General features: G+C 52.1%; 20 protein-coding genes and 1 riboswitch. Of the genes, 5 read left to right on the top strand and 15 right to left on the bottom strand.

The features are described from left to right. The first annotated feature begins 10 nt into the window (after positions 1-10). Positions 11-775: a DedA family protein gene (locus AC5JPW_RS11200; RefSeq protein WP_494240284.1), complete on the top strand. Its 765-nt coding sequence runs from the start codon at positions 11-13 to the stop codon at positions 773-775. Here AC5JPW_RS11200 and thiQ read toward each other — a convergent pair. From thiQ to sgrR, 4 genes are all read right to left on the bottom strand, one after another. Continuing rightward, complete coding sequence (gene thiQ, locus AC5JPW_RS11195; protein ID WP_494240282.1) at positions 768-1,463, bottom strand: thiamine ABC transporter ATP-binding protein ThiQ; 696 nt, start codon at positions 1,461-1,463, stop codon at positions 768-770. The genes AC5JPW_RS11200 and thiQ overlap by 8 nt on opposite strands. Then, entirely contained in the window at positions 1,447-3,057 is a 1,611-nt protein-coding gene (gene thiP, locus AC5JPW_RS11190) for a thiamine/thiamine pyrophosphate ABC transporter permease ThiP (RefSeq protein ID WP_494240280.1), read from the bottom strand. Before thiP ends, thiQ begins: the two co-directional genes overlap by 17 nt. After that, positions 3,033-4,016 carry a thiamine ABC transporter substrate binding subunit gene (gene thiB / locus AC5JPW_RS11185; protein WP_494240279.1) on the bottom strand — a complete coding sequence of 328 codons (984 nt, stop codon included), beginning with the start codon at positions 4,014-4,016 and terminating at the stop codon, positions 3,033-3,035. The genes thiP and thiB overlap by 25 nt, the downstream gene beginning before the upstream one ends. Positions 4,017-4,050: 34 nt before the next feature. Next, a riboswitch (TPP riboswitch) is annotated at positions 4,051-4,150 on the bottom strand. A gap of 36 nt (positions 4,151-4,186) precedes the next feature. Continuing rightward, positions 4,187-5,842 (bottom strand): HTH-type transcriptional regulator SgrR, encoded by a 1,656-nt coding sequence (gene sgrR / locus AC5JPW_RS11180; protein WP_494240277.1) that lies wholly within the window; start codon positions 5,840-5,842, stop codon positions 4,187-4,189. An 88-nt stretch (positions 5,843-5,930) separates the two neighbouring features. Between sgrR and sgrT the strand changes: the two genes are divergently transcribed. Further along, a complete protein-coding gene (sgrT, locus tag AC5JPW_RS11175) occupies positions 5,931-6,083 on the top strand; it encodes a glucose uptake inhibitor SgrT (RefSeq protein WP_494240276.1) in 153 nt (50 codons plus the stop codon). 63 nt (positions 6,084-6,146) lie between these two features. On the opposite strand, the gene AC5JPW_RS11170 is transcribed toward sgrT, so the two are convergent. Beyond that, a complete protein-coding gene (locus AC5JPW_RS11170) occupies positions 6,147-6,293 on the bottom strand; it encodes a hypothetical protein (RefSeq protein WP_494240275.1) in 147 nt (48 codons plus the stop codon). 12 nt (positions 6,294-6,305) lie between these two features. On the opposite strand from AC5JPW_RS11170, the gene AC5JPW_RS11165 reads away from it, so the two are divergent. Further along, positions 6,306-7,484 carry a sugar efflux transporter gene (locus AC5JPW_RS11165; protein WP_494240273.1) on the top strand — a complete coding sequence of 393 codons (1,179 nt, stop codon included), beginning with the start codon at positions 6,306-6,308 and terminating at the stop codon, positions 7,482-7,484. A gap of 45 nt (positions 7,485-7,529) precedes the next feature. Here the strand turns inward: AC5JPW_RS11165 and AC5JPW_RS11160 are convergent, their stop codons facing one another. Continuing rightward, on the bottom strand, positions 7,530-8,840 hold the full coding sequence (locus AC5JPW_RS11160; RefSeq protein ID WP_494240271.1) for an MFS transporter: 1,311 nt from the start codon (positions 8,838-8,840) through the stop codon (positions 7,530-7,532). A gap of 238 nt (positions 8,841-9,078) precedes the next feature. Here AC5JPW_RS11160 and AC5JPW_RS11155 point away from each other — a divergent pair, with 238 nt between their 5' ends. Next, entirely contained in the window at positions 9,079-9,975 is an 897-nt protein-coding gene (locus AC5JPW_RS11155; protein ID WP_494240270.1) for a LysR family transcriptional regulator, read from the top strand. A 48-nt stretch (positions 9,976-10,023) separates the two neighbouring features. Here AC5JPW_RS11155 and aroD read toward each other — a convergent pair whose 3' ends face one another. The 9 genes from aroD to leuL form a co-directional block, all read right to left on the bottom strand. Beyond that, positions 10,024-10,779, bottom strand: coding sequence for a type I 3-dehydroquinate dehydratase (gene aroD / locus AC5JPW_RS11150; RefSeq protein WP_494240269.1), 756 nt, complete (start codon positions 10,777-10,779; stop codon positions 10,024-10,026). Between the two features lie 32 nt (positions 10,780-10,811). Beyond that, positions 10,812-12,023 carry an MFS transporter gene (locus AC5JPW_RS11145; protein ID WP_494241207.1) on the bottom strand — a complete coding sequence of 404 codons (1,212 nt, stop codon included), beginning with the start codon at positions 12,021-12,023 and terminating at the stop codon, positions 10,812-10,814. Positions 12,024-12,034: 11 nt separating this feature from the next. Beyond that, entirely contained in the window at positions 12,035-12,898 is an 864-nt protein-coding gene (locus AC5JPW_RS11140; RefSeq protein WP_494240268.1) for a shikimate dehydrogenase, read from the bottom strand. Between the two features lie 46 nt (positions 12,899-12,944). Beyond that, entirely contained in the window at positions 12,945-14,942 is a 1,998-nt protein-coding gene (locus tag AC5JPW_RS11135; protein WP_494240266.1) for an oxidoreductase, read from the bottom strand. A gap of 414 nt (positions 14,943-15,356) precedes the next feature. Further along, on the bottom strand, positions 15,357-15,962 hold the full coding sequence (gene leuD, locus AC5JPW_RS11130; protein ID WP_494240264.1) for a 3-isopropylmalate dehydratase small subunit: 606 nt from the start codon (positions 15,960-15,962) through the stop codon (positions 15,357-15,359). Positions 15,963-15,974: 12 nt separating this feature from the next. Next, positions 15,975-17,372, bottom strand: coding sequence for a 3-isopropylmalate dehydratase large subunit (leuC, locus tag AC5JPW_RS11125; protein ID WP_494240263.1), 1,398 nt, complete (start codon positions 17,370-17,372; stop codon positions 15,975-15,977). 2 nt (positions 17,373-17,374) lie between these two features. Then, positions 17,375-18,466, bottom strand: coding sequence for a 3-isopropylmalate dehydrogenase (gene leuB, locus AC5JPW_RS11120; protein ID WP_494240262.1), 1,092 nt, complete (start codon positions 18,464-18,466; stop codon positions 17,375-17,377). Continuing rightward, a complete protein-coding gene (gene leuA / locus AC5JPW_RS11115) occupies positions 18,466-20,043 on the bottom strand; it encodes a 2-isopropylmalate synthase (RefSeq protein WP_494240261.1) in 1,578 nt (525 codons plus the stop codon). The genes leuB and leuA overlap by 1 nt, the downstream gene beginning before the upstream one ends. Before the next feature lie 90 nt (positions 20,044-20,133). Further along, positions 20,134-20,220, bottom strand: coding sequence for a leu operon leader peptide (leuL, locus tag AC5JPW_RS11110; protein WP_103280481.1), 87 nt, complete (start codon positions 20,218-20,220; stop codon positions 20,134-20,136). A 622-nt stretch (positions 20,221-20,842) separates the two neighbouring features. On the opposite strand from leuL, the gene leuO reads away from it, so the two are divergent. Then, positions 20,843-21,787, top strand: coding sequence for a transcriptional regulator LeuO (gene leuO / locus AC5JPW_RS11105; RefSeq protein ID WP_494240259.1), 945 nt, complete (start codon positions 20,843-20,845; stop codon positions 21,785-21,787). Positions 21,788-22,116: the final 329 nt, after the last annotated feature.

Raw genomic sequence — 22,116 nt, 5'->3', positions numbered from 1 at the left:
CGGATAGACTATGCAAGCATTGCTGGAACACTTTATTACGCAGTCAGCCATTTACTCGCTGATTGCGATTGCCCTGGTCGCGTTTCTCGAATCGCTGGCGCTGGTGGGGCTCATCCTTCCCGGTACGGTGATGATGGCGGCGCTCGGCGCGCTGATTGGCAGCGGCGAAGTGAATTTCTGGCACGCGTGGCTGGCAGGGATCGTCGGTTGTCTTCTGGGGGACTGGATCTCTTTCTGGCTCGGCTGGCGCTTTAAGGGGCCGCTGCATCGCCTCTCCTTCCTGCAAAAAAACAAAGCGCTGTTGGATAAAACCGAGCATGCGCTTCATCGGCACAGCATGTTTACCATTCTTATTGGGCGCTTTGTGGGGCCCACGCGTCCGCTGATCCCGATGGTTGCGGGGATGCTGGACCTGCCGGTCTCCAAATTTGTCGTGCCGAATATCATCGGCTGTCTGCTCTGGCCACCGTTTTACTTCCTGCCGGGCATTCTGGCGGGGGCGGCGATCGACATTCCGGCGGGTGAACAAAGCGGCGGTTTTAAATGGCTGCTGGTACTGGCGGCAGTGCTGTTGTGGCTGGCGTGCTGGATGTGCTGGCGACTCTGGCGCAGCCAAAAAAGTGGCCGTGACAAACTTTCTGCTTACCTGCCGCGCCAGCGCCTGTTCTGGCTTACGCCGTTACTGATTTGCGCGGCCGTGATTGCGATAACGGTGCTGGTGCGCCATCCGCTGATGCCCATTTATGCTGAGATCCTCGGTAAAGTGATCACCTGATCCCAAGCAGGGCGGAGACCGGCGATTCACCGCTTAACAGGTCGCCGGTTTTCCCGTCCCAGGCAATACGCCCGTCAGCCACGACCACCGATCTCGGAGCAATGCGCGCGGCATCTTCCACACTATGCGACACCATCAGCAGCGTGAGTTGCTGGCGATGACACACGTCCTGAACCAGGGTGAGCATCTCCTGACGCAGCGCCGGGTCGAGCGCGGAAAAGGGCTCATCAAGCAGCAGCACCGGCTGCTCACGCACCAGACAGCGAGCAAGGGCCACACGCTGACGTTGCCCACCAGACAGCTCCCCCGGCAGCCGATTTAACAGCGTCTCCAGCCCCATCGTAGTAGCAATGGTATCCAGCTTAGTGCTCTGCGCGCTGGTAAGCTTCAGACCAGGATCCAGTCCCAGCCCAATATTCTGCCGCACGGTCAGGTGAGTGAAGAGATTGTTTTCCTGAAACAGCATCGACACCGGGCGCTTTGCTGGTGGGGTGTGCGTATGCTCGCTGTTTTCAATCATGATGGTGCCGCTTGCGGGGGTTAAGAAACCCGCCACGAGGCTCAACAGGGTACTTTTCCCCGCGCCGCTCGGTCCGAGCACGGCGACCAGCTCTCCCTGTTTGACTGACAGTGAAAACCGCATGGGTAAATGCTGATACAGCCAGGTTACATCAATCAGTTTTAGCATGGCGGCCCGGAAGTTTTTCAATAAGCGTGAACAGTGAGAAGCACAATATCAAAAGGATCAATGCCGTAACCGCCCCGTCCTGGGTACGGTATGAGCCTATCTGTTGATAAAGATAGAAGGGCAGTGTGCGGAAGTCGTCATTACCAAACAGCGCGACCACGCCAAAATCGCCAATGGAGAGCACGCAGGCAAATGCCAGCGCTTGTGCCAGCGGGATTTTGAGTGCACGCAGTTCTACTACGCGCAGGCGGCTGAAGCCCTGCATACCCAGCGACTGACACAGCAGACTGTAGCGTGCGGTGACATCGCGCATCGGGTTTTCCAGCACTTTTAAAGCATACGGAATAGCCATTAATGCGTTGGTGAAAATCACAATGCCATCTGCCGATGTAGGTAATCCAATGCTGTCATTCAGCAGCAGGAAGAAACCGGTCGCCAGCACGATGCCCGGCATCGCCAGGATCAGCATGCCGCTCATCTCCAGCGTCTGGCCTGCCAGAGTGTGTTGGCGGGCGCGCAGCTCACGGCTACTCCAGAGGAGCATCAGGGTGAATATGACGCAGAGCAACCCTGCGCTTAGGGCAATGCGCACTGATGTCCATACTGCCTGCCAGAGCACCGGCTGGGAGAGCATGTTCAGCAGGCTGAGGTTGAATCCATCAATAATGACTGCCAACAGCGGTGGCAGAAGCAACAGTAACGCCAGCGCAATCAAGGTGTAATCACAGAGGCGACTAAAGGTTCTATCCTGCGGGTCGCGCCAGCCCTGAATCTGGTGACTGCCCACCGCAAAGGCTTTGCTGAGACGTTGGCTGAGTAGCACCAGCCCTAAGCAGCAGACCATCTGAATCAGCGCCAGCAATGCCGCACGGCCGGGGTCAAAGTCGTAGCTCAGCGCCTGGTAAATGGCGAGCTCGATAGTCGTGGCCTGAGGCCCGCCGCCCAGTGATAGCACGGTGGCAAAGCTCGCAAAGCAGAGCATGAAGATCAACGCCGCGACTGGCGGGATCTGCCGACGCAGCCACGGCCACTCCACGTAGCGGAAGAACGACCAGCCGCGCATGCCCAGTTGGGCTGCGAGCTGACGCTGTTCGCCGGGGATTTGCTCCAGCGCCTGCAGCAGTAAGCGCGAGGCCATTGGCAGGTTAAAGAAAACGTGCGCCAGCAGGATGCCCTGCAACCCATAGGGCGAGAAGGTCCATTGAAGACCGAGCGCAGTGAAAGCTGATGCCAGCCAGCCGCGATGACCGTAGACGCTAAGAATGCCAAAGACCGCCACCAGTACCGGCAGGATCAGGGTCATGGCGCATAAGCGCAGCAGTGCGAGCCGTCCGGGGAAGCGACGCCGGTACAAGGCACGGGCGAGAAAAATGGCCGGAATCACAGAAAACAGGGCAGAGAGAAACGCCTGCCAGAAGGAAAAACGCACCACGTGCCACAGATAACTGTCCTGTAATACGTCCGCCAGTTCCGTTGCGGGTGCGTGTTCCCAGAGTGCCAGAAACGCGGCTAAAGCCACCGCAACCATGATGGTCGCGGCGGTCAGGCCGGGAATCAGCCAGCCTGCAATTAGCGGCTGACGGCGCGTTGCCATGCACTGATCCAGTCGGCGCGCTGGGAGGCAACCTCTTGTGGTGTGTATTGCAGAGAGGTTTGCGGTTTCACCAGGCTATCAAAGCCCGCTGGCAGTGCTGCATTGGTCACCGGATACATCCAGTTGCCCGTTGGGATGGCGTTCTGGAATGCCGGGGAGACCATAAATTTCAGGAATTTCTCTGCCAGTTCAGGCTGTTTGCTGGCCGCAGTGCGAGCCGCCACTTCAACTTGCAGATAGTGACCTTCGCTGAAATTCGCGGCGGCATACTGCTCTTTTTTCTCTTCAATGATGTGGTAAGCCGGAGAGGTGGTGTAGCTCAGGACCAGGTCGCCTTCCCCTTTGAGGAACAGACCGTAGGCTTCGCTCCAGCCTTTGGTGACGGTCACAGTTTTCGCGGCCAGTTTTTTCCAGGCTTCCGGGGATTTGTCGCCATAGACTTTCTGCATCCACAGCAGCAAGCCCAGGCCCGGCGTACTGGTACGCGGATCTTCGTATATCACGCGCCATTTCTCTGGGCTTTCAACCAGCTCTTTCAGGCTTTTCGGCGGATTTTGCAGTTTAGTTTTGTCATAGACGAAGGCGAACCAGCCGTAATCAAAAGGCACGAAGGTGTCATTTTTCCAGCCGCCCGGTACGTTTACCGCATCGGTCGCTACGCTGCTTTTGGCGAACAGCTTGGTTTGTGATGCCGCTTCAATCAGGTTGTTGTCCAGCCCTAATACCACGTCCGCTTTGCTGTTTTTGCCTTCCATACGCAGACGGTTGAGCAGAGACACGCCATCTTCCAGCGCCACCAGTTTCAGCTCGCAATTGCAGTCAGCTTCGAAGGCTTTTTTGACTACCGGACCTGGGCCCCAGTCGGCGGCAAAAGAGTCGTAGGTGTAAACAGTGAGGGTCGGTTTGGCAAACACGGGGGCTGCAACCAGCAGCATGACGGGCAGAACTTTTTTAAGCACTTTGCACCTCAAAAAATGTAGGTGGCAAAGGATTTTGAGCGAGAGCCTCAAATCCCTTCGCCGGCGTTATCCGGATCAGGTTCGACGGGTATTTTCTCAGCACACGCTTACGCGCAGCACCCCGTTGAGCACCGCAGCATTGTAATGATTTTGTAAGTTTTCGGAAAGCCTTATGGATCCGGCGGGGCAAACCACGCAGATTTAAAGTCAAACCAGCCCAGGGTGTTCATTCGCAGCCCGCGCATGCTTCGCTGGCCCTGGATCATCAGCCAGTGGTGAATCAGCGGCACCATCGCTTTGCTCTCCAGCAGTTGCTGGCACCAGACCGCCAGATTCAGCTCACCGGCGCGCCACTTTTCTGCATCTTCCTGCCAGTTGAGCGGTACACAGTGCTGTATGAGCGGCACTTCATAGAGATGCGTAAAGAGGGAAAAATCGAGCGGCAGGGTGAAGTTGGCGCTGTTGAGCCAGATATCGCTAATAATCTCACCCGCGTGCCACTCCGCGTAGTCCACTTCCTGGATTTCCAGGTGCACGCCATGACTGGCTAGCAGTGCGCTCATGGTATTCGCAATGGCTTTATGTTCGTTGTGGTCGCGATAGAAGGTGAGCGTCAGTGACTCCAGTCCGGCAGGTTTTTCACCGCTGCCAGGGCGAGCATGGTGCCAGCGTGGCAGGAGACCATAGGCCGGGAACCAGTAACGCTGATAGTGCTCTTCGGCGTGATAGAGTAAATTGGTCGGGGAGAGGACCTGACTTATCCAGTCACGTACCGCCTGATTCGCGCCCCGGTTTGAGCGCGCATCAAAGAGCAAGTAATAACACCCTTCTTCCAGTCGGCTCTCGATGGCTTTTTCGCTGTCGGTAGGGCCATCTATCGTCAGGCCGCCGTTGGGTTCATCACCAATTTCCGGTAATACCCAGACGTTGACCTCGTCAATCAGTGCACGAAAGCCGAAGTAATCCTCAAAGGCATGAATTTTAAGCTGATTGTTATTGTTACGCGTCACGGCATAAGGTCCGGTGCCGACCGGATGGCTGGAGAAGTTCGCCATCGTGCTCCACTCCTGCGGCAGGATCATCGCCGGAATATGCCCGACCAGCCAGGGCAGCCATTGGTCCGGCTGGCTCAAATGAACATCCAGTGTCCAGGGCGTAGGTGAAACGATATCGGTGAGATGGGAATAGAGCGGTAACGTGCTGACACGCTGAAGAGAAGCAATCACATCACTCATCTCCAGTTCGCGTCCGTGATGAAAATGAATGCCAGGGCGCAAATAAAATCGCCAGTGCAAGGGGGTAATTTCCTTCCAGTGGTGGGCAATATCCGCTTCCAGTTCCCCATTTGCCTCATTTATGCGGGTCAGAGCATTGAAGATTTGCCGGGCCATATGGGTCTCGGAGCGGCGCAGCGCCGTGCCGGGCAGCAGGTTGCGCAGTGGCCGGTAATAGAGGACGCGCAGAATGTGCCGCCCCTGGCGGAAGCTGCGCCCCAGGTGTGACACCAGCATCTGCCGCACGGCACTCTTATCGCCCACCAGTTGCACGAGTTGATCGATGCGATCCTGTTCGAGTAGGTCTTCGGCGCGCTGCTGCTGTAAAGCGAGGCCTGTATAGAGGAAAGTGAGGCGCGATCGCTTGCCGCGCCCGGCTTCTGCATCCCAGGTCAGCCAGCCCCGTTCCTGCATGGTGTTGAGCAGGGTGCGCATATGGCGCCGCGAGCAGCTCAGTAATTCCGCCAGCTCATTGAGCGTGGTCTCTTGTGACTTCCCGTCACAGCATTGCCAGAGGCGGATGAACTGTTGTTGCAGGCGACCAGAAGACATAAAAGGGGAACTCCTGAGAAAAAGTCAGCAATTTATTAATCCCTATATTAAGCCAATAATTCTCTTCGATGAAAGCGAGGAGGGGAGTATGAAGAGATCATTTACCCGGCAATTTTACTTAGCGTATTTTCGTGCGACGCAGGGAGCGTCGTGGCTACCGCGTCCTGACGCGGCTCAACGACTGAAAATGCTCGAAGAATTAATGCAGTGGGAAGTGACATCCCCGGTCTCTATACCCTAAATAATTCGAGTTGCAGGCAGGCGGCAACGCAGAGAATCCCCAGGAGCTTACGTTGGTAAGTGACTAGGGTGAGCGAGGAAAGCCAACGCACATGCAACTTGAAGTATGACGGGTATAACCCTGAATCGCAGCCATCATGTGTGACTGAGTATTGGTGCGAATCACCACGCCAGCAGGTATCATCTGCTGGCTTTTTTCGTTTCTACGCATGCAAGGATCCTTATGCTCTGGTTGATGACGATGGGACGCCGCCTGAACGGTGTATACCTCGCTTTTATGATGGTCGCGTTTATGATCGGCGTGGCGGGGGCGTTACAGGCGCCTACGCTCAGTCTGTTTCTCAGCCGTGAAGTGGGTGTTGCGCCCTTCTGGGTTGGGCTGTTCTATACGGTGAACGCCATCGCAGGGATTGGGGTGAGTCTGGCACTGGCTAAGCGCTCTGACCGCCAGGGGGATCGCCGCAAACTGATTATGTTCTGCTGCCTGATGGCGGTGGGGAACGCGCTGCTTTTTGCCTTCAACCGGCATTACCTGACGCTCATCACCTGTGGTGTCTTCCTGGCCTCCCTTGCCAGCACGGCTATGCCACAGCTTTTCGCGCTGGCGCGCGAATATGCTGATAGCTCCGCTCGCGAAGTAGTGATGTTCAGCTCCATCATGCGTGCGCAGATTTCTGTTGCCTGGGTGATTGGCCCACCGCTGGCATTTATGCTGGCGCTGAATTATGGCTTCACTACCATGTACGCCATCGCTGCCGGGATTTTTGTCATAAGCCTGGTGATGATTGCGCTCTGGCTACCTTCCGTTGCTCGTGTAGAGCAACCGGCTGATGTGCCGGTGACCCAGGTGAGCGGATGGAACGATAAAAACGTCCGCATGCTGTTTATTGCTTCCACTCTCATGTGGACCTGCAACACCATGTACATCATCGACATGCCTTTATGGATCAGTAGCGAACTGGGTCTGCCGGACAGTCTGGCCGGTGTGCTGATGGGCACCGCCGCAGGGCTTGAGATCCCGGCCATGATCCTGGCGGGTTACTATGTGAAGCGTTTTGGAAAACGCAAAATGATGGTCACCGCCGTGGCTGCGGGTGTGCTGTTCTATGCGGGGTTGCTGATGTTCCACAGCCGCGAAGCATTGATGGGGCTGCAAATTTTCAACGCCATCTTCATCGGTATTATCGCCGGGATTGGCATGTTGTGGTTCCAGGATTTAATGCCGGGCCGCGCAGGTTCTGCGACAACGCTGTTCACTAACAGCATCTCGACGGGGGTGATTCTGGCGGGGGTAATCCAGGGGGCGCTGGCGCAAAGCTACGGCCACGCCTCCGTTTACTGGGTGATTGCCGCGCTGTCGCTGGTCACACTTTTCCTGACCAGCAGAGTGAAAGATATCTGATGCCTTAGCAGTGCGCCCGGCGAGGTTTACGCCGGGCGCACTCGGTCAATTGAACTCGATTCTCTTGATGTCGCCGATGATGAAGATGTACGCCACCAGCCCTATCAGGGCCGTTAAGCCGATGTAGATCAGTGCATAGAAGAAATTCCCCGTACCGGCTATGATAAAGCCGATAATTAACGGGGTAATGATGGATGCCATATTGGCGCAGAAGTTAAATATCCCCCCGGTCAGGCCCGCCATATTTTTGGGTGCAATATCTGAAATAAGTGTCCAGCCCAGACCGACCATTCCCTGGCCAAAGAAAGCAATGGACATTATCACAATAACGATTGTGTTATTTGACACCCAGTTGGCTGCGATAATAACGCTGGAGAGCAGTAACCCGGTAATGATCGGTAATTTTCTGCTGACGTTTACCGAGGCGGTTTTCTTTAACAGTTTGTCGGAGACCCAACCGCCAAAAACGATGCCAATTGCCGCCGCGAGAAACGGCCAGGTGGCGAAGAATCCGACATGAAGCCACGGTAACTGTCGTTCCTGGGCCAGGTAAGTCGGGAACCAGGTCAGAAAAAAGACCAGAGTTGTATTGCCTGCAAATTGCCCCAGACTGGCACCAATCACCTGGCGGCAGCAGAGAAGTCGTTTTGCATCTGCCCAGTTGAAAGGAATGTTCTCACTTGCCTTCTCTTTATTTCCAACGCCAATGTAATCCAGCTCTTCTTTATTAGCAGTAGTGGATTCATGTGGTTCTTTATAAAATTTCCACCACACAAAGGTGAAGGCGATGCCTAATCCACCAGTGATGAAAAATAACGTTCTCCAGCCATGATGCTCAAGAATTAAAAATAAAAGGGGTGAGAAGGCGGCAAGGCCAATATATTCCCCAACCGTGTAGGTTGCGGTGGCACGTGCGCGTTCGTGCTGCGGAAACCAGGTTCCGACAACGCGACTGTTCACCGGAAAGCAGGGGGCTTCGCTGATTCCAAGACCCAAACGAAAGAGCAGCAGGGATTTGAGACCCAGTGAAAAACTTTGCAGAAGCGTAAATGTTGACCAGAAAAAAATAGAAAGAGCGTAGGTGAGTTTGTTCCCAAAGCGATCCAAAAACATGCCGCCGGGGATCTGCGCCAGTGCGTAGGTCCAGGCAAAAGCGGAAAAAACGATGCCCATTATGGCGGGATCGATGTGCAGTTCGCTGGTCAATGCGGGCGCGACAACTCCCAGGATCGTTCGGTCCAGATAATTAATCATGGTGCCGATAGATAATAACAATAAAATTACAATTCGCGCCCGGCTTCTTTTTCTGGTACCCGCTAATGGCACGGCGCTCTCCTGATTCGCTATCGTCCTCATATGAATATCCTTTAAAGTTTAAAATATTTTTGCATATATCTTTGCATGCAGAAATACTTTATCTGAATATCTTATTTCTCATCTCGTGAACTGTTTATTTACATCCTGGTTACAGCGCGTGATAATATTTGATGTTACACGTGTATTTGCGCTTTAGTAACCGTGGTTTACTCCCTTTGTGTTATATTTAAGATAGTTAATTTATCTTATATTATATTATATTATACGGTTAAAAATAATGAACCTAAAGCAACTTTATTATTTTAAGCGACTATCAGAAACGGAGCACTACACTGAGGCCGCTTCCAGTCTTTTCATCACGCAACCGTCGCTAAGCCATGCTATCTCTGAGTTAGAGAAGGAGCTGGGCGTATCGCTGTTTGCCAGAAAAGGCCGCAATGTCGAGATTACGCAAAACGGGAAACGCTTTCTTCCCTATGTAGAGGATGCGCTAACGTCGCTGGAAAACGGCCGACTGACGTTGCAAAAGAGTGGGCTGGATAGCAAGGAAAATATTCGCATCGCATTTATTTACACAATGGGTGAATATGTTGTGCCTCAACTTATTCATAAATATTCTGTCACCCCCGCACGCCATAATGTAACGTTTTCTTTTACGCAAGGAACATCCCTGACGCTTTTACAAGAGCTAAAGTCGGGGCGTACCGATCTGGCGATTTGTTCTTATATTGCTGATGAGCCGGATATTGATTTTATCCCCATTATTCAACAGGAATTAGTTGTTGTTACCGCGAAGGATCATCCACTGGCAAGGTTATATCAGGATGAAGTAGACCTGGTTGAGACGATCCATTACCCCTACATCTATTTTTCTGAAAATAGCGGGCTTCGACCTTTTATTGACAATGTTTTTATCCAGCAAAAACTGGTGCCAGACATTGCCTGCTATGTTGAAGAAGACACGGCGATGGCGGGATTGGTGAGTATTGATTATGGGATTGCCATCATGCCGCGTATTTCCGCTCTGGCAAATTACAATGTGCATATCCTCGCGATCAAAAACAAAATTCCCCCACGCTTTATCTACCTGGCGACCATGAAAGACAGGGTGCTTTCCCCTGCGATTCAGTCCTTTAAGAACTTCATCATTGATGACAGCCAGAAAAAACGGTAGCGGTATGCCCGGAGTGTTACCCCGGGCGATACGGTTTCACGGCTAAAATCAGGACAATACGCCCATCATTTCACGCAGTTGTGCAATGGCAATCTGACCCGGTGCTGAGGCCTGACCCACTGTGCCGAACGTCATGGCGGATCCAAAAAGACGTCCGGTTACGCGGCTCACACCGCCCATTTTTGCCATCGACATGGTGATTATCGGGCGTGTTGCATACTTCTCTTTCATCTCAAGCGTGGCAGACAGAAGCGTCAGTACATCTTTTGGCGTCTGCGGCATTACGGCAATTTTCGGCAAATCTGCACCCAGATCCTGCATGCGACGCAGGCGGTAGATGATGTCTTCCTGGGCAGGCGTTTTGTGGAAATCATGGTTGCTCATGATAACTTTGACACCCGCCGCATGTGCGGCATCAATAACGGCACGGATCTGCGTTTCGTCGTTGAACAGCTCGATATCAATGAGATCGACCAGCCCGCTTGCTGCCGCCTGGCGGTTCAGCTCAAAGTAAGCCTCGTCGCTGATCTCCGTTTCGCCGCCTTCGCGTTTGCTACGGAAGGTAAACAGCAGCGGAATATCCGCTAACAGGGCGCGGATTTCAGCGAGTGCGTTTTGCACCTGTTCGACGTCTCGCACCTGAGTAAAGTGATCCACGCGCCATTCAATCAGATCGGCACCTGCGCTTGCCAGCGTGCGGGCACTGGCTGTTACTTCGTCGAGCGTTTTGCCAATCAGCGGCACGCAAATCAACGTTTCCCCTTCCTGGAAGGTGATGTTTTTAACCTTTACAGCTTGAGTCATGTTGGTATCCATTATTCTTTTTCGCTGAGCTATCAGGCCGTCGCGGTAACGCGAGCGGTTTTCTGAGCCGCATAAACCTGAAACTGACGATAACCGATGTACAGGGCAATCACAAAGCCGATGATGGCGATAATTAAATCAAACCACATGATGCTGGCGATGCTGATTTTTGACAGTTTTGCCGTGATGAGTGGGATGGTGAAACTGGCGATACTGCCTGCGGTATAGAAGATCCCCGTCGCTTTGCCTTTTCCGCTTGGAAAACTCATGGCCATGATGGTCGCACCCAGTTGTAAGACCCCACCAGCCGCTGAGAAACCGATCACGAATGCGAAACCGGTGACAATAAGCGGGGTGGGGAACAGGCAGACCACCAACAACGAAATGGTCGAAATGGCCGTGTAGAGCACCATCGCCACGGCAGAGTTGATGACGTTTTTCACGAAGGTGGCGGTGACGAATACGCAGGTCAAGGAACCCGCCGTGTAGATACTCAGCAATTTAATGGCCGATTCGTAAGGGATCCCGGCAACAAACTGACCGTATTGCGCCAACCACTGGCTCACCAGATAGAAGGTCGCCATACCGATGTAGCCATACAGCGTGAAGATAATCATATCCATTGCGCTGGCGTCCGGCTGCTGAGCCGTCGGGGCAGTGGATTTCTCTGCGACCTCTTTTTTCGCCCTGTGATCGGGGAAGGGCATTTTGATCAGATAGATACCGCTGATGACGATCAACGCCGCTGCGATAATAAATGACCAGCCAAACCACATGTTTGCCCAGATAAGCAGACTGATAATGAACGGCAACAGGAACTGCCCGGCCGACACAAAGGCTTTGATCAGCACGTTAGCGCGGCTTGCAGAGTTCGGGAAAGACTCCATCAGCGCCGGATAAGTACCGGAGTCGAGGAAGCTGTTCGCCATCCCGGCCAGGATGCCAAAGAAGTAGGCCATGTAGATATTTTTAGTCAGCAAAATGCCGAAGAAAAAGATCAGATAGCTCACTATGCCAAGATAGATAAAGGGTTTACGTCCGTAACGATCGGACAGGAAACCCGTCACGATGGTGGCGAGTTTACCGATACCCAAAGACGAGATGACAATCGACACGCCGGCTCTGTCTGTTCCCCACTGTTCCTGCAAATTCGCCATATTGAGGGTAATCAGCAGTACCCCCATACCGTGAATCAGATAGTTGAGATACAGCCCGGCTGCCGTCGGGACATATTTATTTTTCATCATGCCGACCCTTAGAAAAGGACATTCTTGACGTAATCAACCGGCATCTCTTTGCCCGTCCAGATTTCGAATGCTTTTGCGCCCTGCCAGAGCATCATGCCCAGGCCATTGAGGGTACGGCAGCCTTTCTTCTCTGCGACTTGTAACAGGTGGGTTTTGCGCGGATTGTAAATCACGTCAGACACGATCAGATCCGGACGCAGGAAGCTGTCGTTCGGCAGCAGCATCTGGCCTTCAAACGGTTTCATGCCGACACCCGTGGCGTTGGTGAGGATCACACTGCTGTCGATTTCCTGACGCAGCTTGTCGTGGTCGGCAATGTCAAACAGGTGGATTTCGCAATTTGTGTTATTGCGGATCTTGGCGACAGTCTGTTCTGCATTGGCGAAGAATTTGTCTTTCTGATTGAAGATGGAGATCTCTTTCACGCCGTCCAGTGCTGCCTGTACGCAGAGCGCCGTTGCCGCGCCACCGGCACCCAGCACGGTCATTTTCTTACCGATGATGTCGATGCCCTCCTCGGCGAGTGCGCGCATATAGCCGGTGCCATCGGTGATGTGGCCCGTTAACACGCCGTTATCGTTCACCACGGTGTTGACCGCGCCGACCAGTTCGGCTGCCGGAGACAGCTTGTCGAGATACTGGCAAATAGCGGTTTTGTTGGGCATGGAGACATTAAAACCGCGCAGTTTCAGGGCCCGGAAACCCTGCACGACATCTTTCAGCTCCTGATTGTCCACTTCAAAGGCCAGATAGACATAATCCAGACCCAGATGGGCAAAGGCTTCGTTATGCATGGTCGGGGACATGCTGTGACGAATAGGGGTCGCAATCAGGCCAATAAGCTCAGTGTGACCAGTAATACGTTCTGCCATGATAAAGTCCTCAATTATTGGAAATAGAATTCGTTTTTCGTCGTCGTTAACCCAGTACACCCATGTCTTCGAGGGTCTGCAGCACGTTGCGCCCTTCGCGCACGCCGTCGATGATGCGGCGCGCCATCACGCTATCGCCGATATTCATGACGGGAATTGCCTGGGTGCTAGCCCAACGTTCGATGTCATCAAGGCCGTTTCTGTTTGCGCGCATTCCCAGGCACACAAAGCCGTAATCAAAGGGAATGTCATACGCATGGTCGGCTTTCCTGACGCTGAAATGGTCCGGGTGGACGGCGACGAGTTGTGTCTGCATGTGCTGTTCCACGTGGTGCTCGTCCAGCATGGTCAACATGGCGTTTTTGGTGATGATGTCCAGGTCACGGCCCGGGCCATCCTGCATTTCAATCAGCACGGTGCGGGCACCGCGGGCGGAGAAATATTCGATAACGTCGAGGCCGACGGCTCCCCCGCCAACCACTGCGATGCGTTTTCCTTCGACATCAGCAAATTTGTCCAGGTGGTGAATCATGCCAGTAATGGAGAAGACATTGCCGCCTTCGACATCAATGCACTCTTTCAGCCCGGTAATCGGTGGCAGCAAAGGTGTGGAGCCGGTGGCGTTAATGATCAGGTTTGGCTGAAGTTCAGCGAGGGCATTGACGTTGGCTTCATGACCCACCTGCAGCATCAGGTTATGCAAACCTGACATGCGGTTTTTCATAAACTGGGGGAAGTCAGCAATACGCTTTTTCTCCGGCAGCAGTGAGATTTCACTGGCAAGTCCACCCAGACTGTTTTTCTTTTCCAGCAGCCAGGTGTGGCAACCCACTTCAGCTGCGGTACAGGCCGCTTCCATGCCGGCTGTACCCGCGCCAATGACCACCACTCGGGTGTCTCGGTTTACTGCACGCTGTTTGTAGGCATCGCCGTGAATAATGTCCGGGTTAATGGAGCAGCGCAGCGGGCGGGAGCGGGCAATGCGGTGATCCGCACAGCCAATGTTGCAGGAGATGCATTTACGCATCAGGCGTTCGTTGCCCTGCTGGACTTTCTGCACCCATTCAGGCTCGGCAATCAGGCCGCGGCCAATAGCAATCAGGTCAGCATCGCCGTTGGCGACAATATCTTCGGCGACTTTTGGCGTGCGGATGTTACCGGCGATGACGGTGGGTTTATTAAACTTCTCACGCACGGCACGGGAGAGGTAACGTTTCCAGCCATCTTCCAGCGACATCTGGTCAATTTGCAGATTGAGGTTGTCGTTCTGTGCGGCAGAGACGTTGAGGATATCGACTTTGTCCTGGCAGAGTTCGAGCATGCGCAGCGTGTCATCCAGGGTGTTGCCGCCTTTTAGAAAATCATCGGCGCTAAATCGCAGGCTGATGGGGAAGCGAGGACCAACGCTTGCGCGCACTTTGTCGACCACCATGCACAGGATTCTGGCTCGGTTTTCCAGATCTCCGCCAAACTCATCGGTACGCTTATTAAACAGCGGTGATAAGAACTGGCTGATTAAGTAAGAGTGGCCTGCATGTATTTCCACGCAGTCAAAACCGGCGCGTTTTACGCGCTCTGCGGCTTCTCCGAATTTCTCCACAGCATGATAAATTTCCTCACGCGTCATGGCACGGGGAATATTGCCATTCTTTTTCGAAGGCGTCGTGGAGGAGGATAATGGCTGCTCGCCGTTCAGGCGATATGCATACGCAGAAGCCCCGGCATGATTAAGTTGAATAGAAACACATGCCCCGTGTTTATGTAATGTTTCCGTTAATTTAAACAACCCAGGAATATATTGGTCGTTATCGATTCTCAGTTGTGTTGTGCCATTTGAGGCAAAAGGGAAATCGATACAAATATTCTCGATGGTAATTAAACCCGTACCGCCTTTTGCCCGTAACTCATAGTACTCAAGCTGTTCGCGAGAGACTTCACCGTTGAGCGTAGCCATGTTGGTGCCCATCGGCGGCATGATGATGCGGTTTTTAATCGTCATCCCGTTGATGGTTAGCGGGCTAAAAAGGTGTTGGTAGTGGCTCATTTGATCTCTCCACGGGAAATCCAGAAGGCCGTTACGCGGTACTCCTGATAAATCCAAAGTTAATATGTTTCTGTGGGCAAGATAGCGAGCGGGCTGGGGGAAAAATAATGTTTTTTTTTGCATGGAACCATAGGGGACTTCTATGCAATTAACCGTTTTTTCACATGCTGGTATTTATATCTTAAATAATTGAGATCTATTTTTACTTGTGATGGTGAGTTTATACATAAAGGCGGGAATATTGGGCGAGAATGTAAACGCTGAGTGGAATAACAAAATTTTAGAAAATCAAATAACCTTACTGATGATATGGGTGAATGTTGGTAATTGTGACTTGTGTCACGTTTTTTGTGACTGGTATAAAAACAAAAAAATGCCCGGCGCGCTGGCCGGGCATCGGAGACATTGACTGACTCAGTTCATAAATGCAGGCTGTTTGTTTTCGTAAGCCGCAATAGCATCTTCGTGCTGCAAGGTCAGACCGATGCTGTCCAGACCGTTGAGCATGCAGTGACGGCGGAACGCATCAATAGTAAAGCTGTAGGTCTTATCGCCCGCTTTGACGACCTGTGCTTCCAGATCCACCTCAAAAGAGATGCCTGGATTCGCCTGAACCAGCTTGAACATTTCATCGACTTCTTCATCGCTCAGCTTGATCGGCAGCAGTTGGTTGTTAAAGCTGTTGCCGTAGAAGATGTCCGCAAAGCTCGGGGCAATCACGGTTTTAAAGCCGTAATCGGTCAGTGCCCAAGGGGCATGTTCACGTGATGAACCACAGCCGAAGTTTTCACGTGCCAGTAAAATGGAGGCACCTTTGTATTCCGGGAAGTTCAGGACGAATTCCGGGTTAGGAACTTCACCTTTGTCATCCAGGAAACGCCAGTCATTGAACAGGTGCGCGCCGAATCCGGTACGAGTGACTTTCTGCAAAAACTGTTTTGGAATGATTGCGTCAGTATCAACGTTGGCGGCATCCAGAGGGACAACCAGGCCGGTATGCTGTGTATATTTCTCTGCCATGATTATCTCCTCTTACAGGCTACGAACGTCAGCGAAATGACCGCTTACGGCGGCGGCGGCGGCCATTGCCGGGCTCACCAGATGTGTACGACCACCACGGCCCTGACGGCCTTCAAAGTTACGGTTACTGGTGGATGCACAACGTTCACCCGGATTCAGGCGGTCGTTGTTCATAGCCAGACACATTGAGCAGCCAGGCAGACGCCATTCGAAGCCCGCTTCGATAAAGATCTTGTCCAGACCTTCGGCTTCCGCCTGCGCTTTCACCGGGCCGGAGCCTGGAACCACCAGCGCCTGAACGCCAGGGGCCACTTTACGGCCTTTGGCCACTTCTGCTGCCGCACGCAAATCTTCGATACGCGAGTTGGTACAGGAACCAATAAAGACTTTATCAATAGTCACTGAGGTCAGCGGGACGCCAGGCTGCAGGCCCATGTAGGCCAGTGCTTTTTCTGCTGAAGCCCGCTCAACCGGATCGGCAAAGGAGGCAGGGTCCGGAATGTTGTCATTCACGGAGATCACCTGACCCGGGTTAGTACCCCAGGTCACCTGAGGGGCAATATCTTCGGCTTGCAAAGTGACAATGGTGTCGAAGGTCGCGCCATCGTCGGTCTTCAGGGTTTTCCAGTACTCAACCGCATCGTCGAAATCTTTGCCCTTTGGCGCGTGCAGACGACCCTTCACATAGTTAAAGGTGGTTTCATCTGGCGCAACCAGACCGGCTTTGGCACCCATTTCGATAGCCATGTTGCACAGAGTCATACGGCCTTCCATGCTCAACGCCTGAATGGCGTCGCCGCAGAATTCGACCACATGACCTGTACCGCCTGCGCTGCCGGTGGTGCCGATAATCGCCAGCACGATGTCTTTCGCAGTGATGCCCGCGGCTGCTTTGCCCTGGACTTCAATTTTCATGGTTCTGGCGCGGCCCTGTTTCAGGGTCTGGGTTGCCAGAACGTGTTCGACTTCGGAGGTGCCGATACCGAACGCCAGCGCACCGAAAGCGCCGTGAGTTGCGGTGTGGGAGTCGCCGCAGACGATGGTCATGCCCGGCAGGGTGACACCCTGTTCTGGCCCCATCACATGCACGATGCCCTGATACGGGTGGTTCAGGTCATACAGCTCAACGCCGAACTCTTTGCAGTTCTTAATCAGCTCCTGCATCTGGATGCGAGCCATTTCGCCGGATGCATTGATGTCTTTCGTCTGCGTGGAGACGTTGTGATCCATGGTGGCGAAGGTTTTGCCTGGCTGGCGCACCGGACGATTGTGGGCGCGCAGGCCATCGAAGGCCTGAGGTGAAGTGACTTCATGCACCAGGTGGCGGTCAATATATAACAGTGGGGTTTCGTTTGGCGCTTCATGAACAACGTGCGCATCAAACAATTTTTCGTATAACGTTTTGGCCATGATTACACCCCTTCGGCGACATAACGGGCAATGATATCGCCCATTTCATCGGTACTGACTGCGGCATCACCACGGGCTAAGTCACCGGTGCGTACGCCTTCTTCTAATGCGCGGTTAATCGCGCTTTCAATCGCGGTGGCTGCGTCATCTGCATCCAGGCTATAGCGCAGTAACAGCGCCAGAGAGAGGATCTGCGCGATTGGGTTAGCAATGTTTTTGCCTGCGATATCCGGCGCAGAGCCACCGGCAGGTTCGTAAAGACCAAAGCCTTGTTCATTCAGGCTGGCAGACGGCAGCATGCCCATAGAACCGGTGATCATGGCGCACTCGTCAGACAGGATATCGCCAAACAGGTTGGAACAGAGCAGCACGTCGAACTGGGACGGATCTTTAATCAACTGCATGGTCGCGTTGTCGATGTACATATGCGCCAGCTCAACGTCCGGGTACTCCTGCGCGATTTCATTGACGATTTCACGCCACAGCAGGGAGGTTTGCAGGACGTTAGCTTTATCAATCGAGTGTACTTTCTTGCGGCGCTTGCGTGCGGACTCAAAAGCGATGCGGGCAATACGTTCGATCTCAAAACGGTGATACACCTCGGTATCAAACGCCTTCTCATGCTGACCGCTGCCTTCGCGGCCTTTCGGCTGACCGAAGTAGATACCGCCAGTCAGTTCACGCACGCACAGAATATCAAAACCGTTTGCGGCGATGTCGGCACGCAGCGGGCAGAACCCTTCCAGGCCCTGGTACAGTTTAGCCGGACGCAGGTTACTGAAGAGTTTGAAATGTTTGCGCAGCGGCAGCAGAGCACCACGCTCAGGCTGCTGGGCTGGCGGCAGATTTTCCCATTTCGGACCACCAACGGAGCCAAACAGGATGGCGTCTGCCTGCTCACAACCTTCAACGGTGGCCTGCGGCAGAGGGTTGCCATGACGGTCGATAGCGATGCCGCCCACGTCATAATGGCTGGTGGAGATACGCATATCGAAACGGTTGCGAACAGCTTCCAGTACTTTCAGGGCTTGCGCCATCACTTCCGGGCCAATTCCATCACCCGGCAAAACAGCAATATGAGCGTTCTTCGACATCACACGGTTTCCTTGTTGTTTTCTTTATTTTGAGCTTTGCGTTGCAATTCTTTTTCGACTTCGGCGGCGCGCCAGATGTTGTTCAGGACGTGAACCATTGCTTTGGCTGAGGATTCAACGATATCCGTCGCCAGACCGACACCGTGGAAACGACGACCGTTGTAAGTCACCACGATATCCACCTGACCCAATGCATCTTTGCCCTGGCCTTTGGCATTGAGATCATATTTAACCAGCTCAATGTCATAACCAGTGATGCGATTAATTGCCTGATAAATGGCGTCTACCGGGCCGTTGCCGTTAGCCGCTTCGGCTTTCGTCTCTTCGCCACAGGCCAGTTTCACGGAGGCGGTCGCAATATCGCTGGAGCCGGACTGCACGCTGAAGTAATCCAGACGGAAATGTTCTGGCTCTTCCTGTTGTTTGTTGATGAACGCCAGCGCTTCCAGGTCGTAATCGAAGACCTGACCTTTTTTATCTGCCAGTTTCAGGAACGCGTCGTACAGGTGATCCATGTTGTAGTCGCTGTCCTGGTAACCCATCTCTTCCATACGGTGTTTCACTGCCGCACGGCCTGAACGGGAGGTCAGGTTCAACTGCACCTGGTTCAGACCGATGGATTCCGGGGTCATGATTTCGTAGTTTTCGCGATTTTTCAGCACGCCGTCCTGGTGGATACCGGAGGAGTGAGCGAACGCGCCGGTACCGACAATGGCTTTGTTCGCTGGAACAGGCATGTTGCAAATCTGGCTGACGGTCTGGCTGGTACGCCAGATTTCGTGGTGGTTAATACGGGTGTGCACGTTCATGATGTCTTTGCGCACTTTGATGGCCATGATGACTTCTTCCAGTGAGCAGTTACCTGCACGCTCACCGATGCCGTTCATAGCGCCTTCAACTTGACGTGCGCCAGCATGGACAGCGGCGATAGCGTTACCGACTGCCAGGCCTAAGTCATCATGGGTGTGAACAGAGATAATTGCTTGATCAATGTTAGGCACGCGCTCATACAGACCAGTGATGATATTGGCGAACTCGAAAGGCATGGTGTAGCCGACGGTATCTGGAATGTTGATGGTTTTCGCACCGGCGTTAATGGCCGCTTCCACCACGCGAGACAGGTCAGCAATGGGCGTACGGCCTGCATCTTCGCAGGAGAACTCAACATCGTCAGTGTAATTGCGTGCGCGCTTAATCATATAGATGGCGCGCTCAATCACTTCATCCAGCGTACTGCGCAACTTGGTGGCAATATGCATCGGGGAAGTGGCAATGAAGGTATGAATACGGAAGGCCTCGGCGACTTTCAGTGACTCGGCAGCGACATCAATATCTTTCTCAACGCAACGTGCCAGTGCGCATACGCGGCTGTTTTTCACCTGACGGGCGATGGTCTGTACAGATTCGAAGTCGCCTGGAGAGGAGACCGGGAAACCGACCTCCATGACGTCCACGCCCATACGTTCCAGCGCCAGGGCGATTTGCAGTTTCTCTTTCACGCTCAGGCTTGCCTGTAACGCCTGCTCACCATCACGTAAGGTCGTATCGAAAATAATGACTTGTTGTTGCTGGCTCATGGATTGGTCCTTGTCTCTTTCAGGTCGCCTTGCTACGAGCATAAAAAAACCCGCGCCAAGGCGCGGGTTTAAGTATTAACTGGAGGATGATTAACGCTGAGCGTCGTCCACCGGTCTACCGCGCACATGGGATGCGTTTAGTAGTAGTAGACCGAGGAAGCGAACATTGCGAATCATGACCATGCTCCAGATGAATGCGTAATGCTATTAGTGGTACTGGATACGGAATTCAAAGTCAACCCTTAGGCAAGGAAAACAGTAAGAAAGCAGAAGAGGGTTGGTAGATGAATTTAGTTAATCGTGCTGGATTTAGTGGTAAAAGCAAAATAAGGTATTTGTGCTTTTTCATACTTGGTGAGAATTGTTCCTTACGGGCACATTTCCTTGCAACTGGAGATATTTATACATTTTCCAGGCGTTTAGCTTATCTTAATGATATTGCATCATTAATAATGTAGCTGTATCGATTTTTTCAAATGATAAATTCAAATGATAAAATTAGGTTAAATTATATTATTTGTGTCATTTGAAATGTTTTAGTGTAGATGTACTAATTATGCACTTTGGCCGTATTGTATATTCACCTGGTTTATGTTTTGATTTCACTTCGTTAATATAGGTAATTAACCGGCGTAAATTCAATTCACTTTGAGTTTGTGAATGCATAATTGCATTGGGCGTCTTTATATATTCCTATTTTTTTAGAATCCTCTTTTCCTGTTTCTATATGCATGGTAAATCATATTTCTAGCGGTTATTACTACCGGAAAAGGGATGTAGTTTGACACTGGAGATGAATATGTCAGAAGAACACGTTGAAGACACTCAGCAAAATGAGATAGTTAAACCTCAATTGCGCAAAGTTGATCTAAATTTGTTAACTATTTTTGATGCCGTGATGCAGGAACAAAATATCACTCGCGCGGCACACTCGTTGGGGATGTCACAACCCGCAGTAAGTAATGCACTGGCACGGCTAAAAGTGATGTTTAATGATGAACTTTTCGTTCGCTATGGCAGGGGGATTCAGCCTACTGCCCGTGCGCATCAGCTTTTTGGTTCTGTCCGTCAGGCGCTACAACTAGTGCAGAATGAGCTCCCGGGATCAGGTTTTGAACCGGTTACCAGTGAACGTATTTTTAATCTCTGTGTTTGCAGTCCACTGGATAATTTTCTGACCTCTGTTATTTATAATAGTGTTGAAAAAATTGCACCGAATATTCATTTGGTCTTCAAATCTTCACTGAATCAAAATACAGAACATCAATTACGTTACCAGGAAACTGAATTTGTTATCGGTTATGATGAATTTCATCGTCCAGAATTCAGTTGTATCCCACTGTTTAAAGATGAAATGGTATTGGTAGCCAGTAAATCTCACCCGCGTATTATGGGACCTTTGCGTGAAAGTGATATTTATAGTGAGCAGCATGCTGTTGTATCGTTGGATCGTTATGCTTCATTTAGCCAACCCTGGTATGACACTCCTGATAAACAAGCCAGTGTTGCCTATCAGGGGATGGCCTTAACCAGCGTATTAAATGTGGTCTCACAAACACATTTGATTGCGATAGCACCACGCTGGCTGGCCGAAGAGTTTGCTGAGAAATTACAGCTTCAGGTATTACCGCTACCATTGAAACTGAACAGTCGCACTTGTTTTCTTTCATGGCATGAAGCCGCTGGCCGTGACAAAGGCCATCAATGGATGGAAGAGTTGTTAGTCTCTGTATGCTCTCGATAAATTGATCGCAGTTACGCAGTGAAACTAATTCATTATGTTTAATCTGCTCATGTATATCATCGCAATATTTTATGCTGAAAATCTTTATCGAAGAGGATTTCGGTGCCTGAAAAATGCATGATTTACTGAGCAGTAAGCAATTTGAGCGATGATTTATCATCGACTTTACTTATCTCAGACTATTCTACCATTTCCCGTAAACTAACGTCATCTTTCCACTTTTCAGGCTGCAGGCGGTAAATCGTTTGCTAATTGCCTGCCAGATTTTCAGCGGTTATGGTAACTGCCATTCATAATCAGAATGCAGGGATTTCCTGTTCTGAGTAGAG

This window comes from Phytobacter sp., from assembly GCF_059074235.1.
The sequence above is the reverse complement of the archived record's forward strand: the minus strand, read 5'-3'. Positions and strand labels throughout refer to the sequence as shown.

Excerpts from the sequence above, each read along its gene's own strand:
- AC5JPW_RS11200 (WP_494240284.1), top strand. The coding sequence starts at position 11 with ATGCAAGCATTGCTGGAACACTTTATTACGCAGTCAGCCATTTACTCG.
- thiQ (WP_494240282.1), bottom strand. The coding sequence starts at position 1,463 with ATGCTAAAACTGATTGATGTAACCTGGCTGTATCAGCATTTACCCATG.
- thiP (WP_494240280.1), bottom strand. The coding sequence starts at position 3,057 with ATGGCAACGCGCCGTCAGCCGCTAATTGCAGGCTGGCTGATTCCCGGC.
- sgrR (WP_494240277.1), bottom strand. The coding sequence starts at position 5,842 with ATGTCTTCTGGTCGCCTGCAACAACAGTTCATCCGCCTCTGGCAATGC.
- sgrT (WP_494240276.1), top strand. The coding sequence starts at position 5,931 with ATGAAGAGATCATTTACCCGGCAATTTTACTTAGCGTATTTTCGTGCG.
- AC5JPW_RS11170 (WP_494240275.1), bottom strand. The coding sequence starts at position 6,293 with ATGCGTAGAAACGAAAAAAGCCAGCAGATGATACCTGCTGGCGTGGTG.
- AC5JPW_RS11165 (WP_494240273.1), top strand. The coding sequence starts at position 6,306 with ATGCTCTGGTTGATGACGATGGGACGCCGCCTGAACGGTGTATACCTC.
- AC5JPW_RS11160 (WP_494240271.1), bottom strand. The coding sequence starts at position 8,840 with ATGAGGACGATAGCGAATCAGGAGAGCGCCGTGCCATTAGCGGGTACC.
- AC5JPW_RS11155 (WP_494240270.1), top strand. The coding sequence starts at position 9,079 with ATGAACCTAAAGCAACTTTATTATTTTAAGCGACTATCAGAAACGGAG.
- aroD (WP_494240269.1), bottom strand. The coding sequence starts at position 10,779 with ATGACTCAAGCTGTAAAGGTTAAAAACATCACCTTCCAGGAAGGGGAA.
- AC5JPW_RS11145 (WP_494241207.1), bottom strand. The coding sequence starts at position 12,023 with ATGAAAAATAAATATGTCCCGACGGCAGCCGGGCTGTATCTCAACTAT.
- AC5JPW_RS11140 (WP_494240268.1), bottom strand. The coding sequence starts at position 12,898 with ATGGCAGAACGTATTACTGGTCACACTGAGCTTATTGGCCTGATTGCG.
- AC5JPW_RS11135 (WP_494240266.1), bottom strand. The coding sequence starts at position 14,942 with ATGAGCCACTACCAACACCTTTTTAGCCCGCTAACCATCAACGGGATG.
- leuD (WP_494240264.1), bottom strand. The coding sequence starts at position 15,962 with ATGGCAGAGAAATATACACAGCATACCGGCCTGGTTGTCCCTCTGGAT.
- leuC (WP_494240263.1), bottom strand. The coding sequence starts at position 17,372 with ATGGCCAAAACGTTATACGAAAAATTGTTTGATGCGCACGTTGTTCAT.
- leuB (WP_494240262.1), bottom strand. The coding sequence starts at position 18,466 with ATGTCGAAGAACGCTCATATTGCTGTTTTGCCGGGTGATGGAATTGGC.
- leuA (WP_494240261.1), bottom strand. The coding sequence starts at position 20,043 with ATGAGCCAGCAACAACAAGTCATTATTTTCGATACGACCTTACGTGAT.
- leuL (WP_103280481.1), bottom strand. The coding sequence starts at position 20,220 with ATGATTCGCAATGTTCGCTTCCTCGGTCTACTACTACTAAACGCATCC.
- leuO (WP_494240259.1), top strand. The coding sequence starts at position 20,843 with ATGTCAGAAGAACACGTTGAAGACACTCAGCAAAATGAGATAGTTAAA.